The 2,143-nt window shown below is 32.7% G+C and carries 1 protein-coding gene and 1 pseudogene; both read left to right on the plus strand.

Annotated features, from left to right (window positions below):
* Positions 1–73: 73 nt before the first annotated feature.
* Positions 74–220, plus strand: a pseudogene (locus HMPREF0693_RS19815) (RHS repeat-associated core domain-containing protein); the annotation flags it as partial.
* Positions 221–642: 422 nt separating this feature from the next.
* A complete protein-coding gene (locus HMPREF0693_RS07710) occupies positions 643–1,257 on the plus strand; it encodes a YwqG family protein (RefSeq protein WP_004244657.1) in 615 nt (204 codons plus the stop codon).
* Positions 1,258–2,143: the final 886 nt, after the last annotated feature.

The following is a 2,143-nucleotide window of genomic DNA, read 5'->3' on the forward strand; positions in this document are numbered from 1 at the left end:
CAAATTTGTCGGGAACAAATTTGAACAGCGCTTGCGCTGGCCCGTAGGGCGAGTATCAGGATGATACGAGTATACTGGTCTGCATTATAATACGTTCAGGTACTATGCCCCGGATTTAGGCCGTTTTACCCAGCAAGACCCAATAGGGTTGGCCGGGGGGATAAACTTATATGCTTATGCGCCAAATCCATTGACATGGGTGGATCCGTGGGGTTGGGCTAAGCTGTTTGCATTAGGTACTTATGGTGAATTAAATGGTTCTGTGCATGTGGGCGATCAATTACAGGCTCATGAATTATTGAGACACGAATATTTAAAACAACAAGGCCTTGCAAACACATCACGGTTATCTGGAAATCCATCTATAGCTTTAGACCTAGATCATCATACTAGAGGCCCGTTGAAGGATACTAGAGGAATTGGGGGGGCTCATTGGCATGAAGCTGAAATTCGAGCTAATCAAGGGCTAGGTAAAAATGAGTTTGCTTCAACACTAAAACGTGAATTAGATATAACATCAGGTGGTTTAAGAAAATCAGGTGTTCCTGCTAGTCGAGTTAAACAATTAAGACAAGAAGCATTAAAATTTTATAAACAACAAGTTGCTGCAAAAGTAAAAAGTTGTAAATAGGAATATATATTATGTATGAAATTACTCAATTTATCGTAAGTGATAACAAAAATGTAGATTCAGGCTTGATTATAGGAGGTAATAAAGCATATGTGTCTAAATGGCCTATTAATCCAAAAGGAAAGGAGCTATTGCATCTTTTCTCTATAGATTGTGAGAAAGTAACTCCTCAGATCGCTGATGGCATTTTGCCCAAAACTGGTTATTTATCTATATTTTCAACATATGATAGTAATGATTATTTTCTTGATGAAATAACTTATTTTGGTGATGAGAACGAGTTAGGCCTGATTAAATCAGGCTTTACTTTTGTATCTTATTCATTAACTGGTAGTTTAAGTAAAACAAATGAAGACTTTATACCTGAAACTAAAATTGATTTATTAAATACAAAAATTAATAGTGAAGATTATCCAATGATATCATTTTTTTCAAAAGATATTCCAAATGGATTAACTGGTGTGGATGAGATTTTGAAAAATTATCATTTTGTCTGTCAGGTATATTCTGCAGATTTCCCTCTCCCTTTTAAAGACGTATTGGGATTGTCCGATGCCATCGGATACTTATTTATTAAAAATGAAGGAAATAATATAGAGGGCCTTTTCTTCGTGCAAACAGCATAAAGACCCTAGTAGTAATTATTATAATTTAAATTATGTAATTTCCTGTGTTGGATATATAATCACTATGCCAAGGCAGGTAATTACATAATATTATTTACCGAACTATGTTTTAACCTTAATGCATTTATTCATTTTCTATTATTAATAAATAATTAAAACTGAAATTTTATAATTATTTACTATATATCTTCAGTGGAGATTGTTTAAAAAATATAATTTATATTTTAATTATAATCTTATTCCAAAAAATGCATTAATTATAGATTTTAGTTAATGATTCAAATAAAGATGCGTTTAAAATAATCATAACAGAATGAACTATTTAATAGTTTAATAAATCAGTATTTTACTGAAAATAACTAAGTTAAATTAAAAGTTATTTTTAATATTAAATGGATGTATTAAATTAATTCAGGTTCGTGATGATTGTTCAGTTATAGTTAAAATTGATTCTATGCAACTGAATAATGCTAATAAATTCCCTGAGTTTAAGTATATTATTTCAGGCCAATTAAAAATGAAGGAGATTTCACATACTGGAAAAATTATTCCTTTTTGTCACATTAAAAATATGAAACACTCAGTAAAATGATTAAAAATAAAATTAATGCTAGGAGTAAACGTGATGCTTGATAACACTAAGGCAGTAGCTCGGGGCAACGCTATCACTATGACAGTGACCACCGTATTATCGCAGTGGATATCGACCAAGGGCCCTTAGGGTATCAGCGAGCGGAATACTGCTACGATATCTTAGGGCGCCGGATTGAAAAACGGTTATGGAAAGCCAGTGCGATTGCCAATACAATGACCTATCACCAACATGAGCCGGATAAAGTGTACAAAAGGTTCTAGATGAGATCCTATAACAACTGAAAAAGGGAAA

This window comes from Proteus mirabilis ATCC 29906, from assembly GCF_000160755.1.
GTDB classification, from domain to species: domain Bacteria; phylum Pseudomonadota; class Gammaproteobacteria; order Enterobacterales; family Enterobacteriaceae; genus Proteus; species Proteus mirabilis.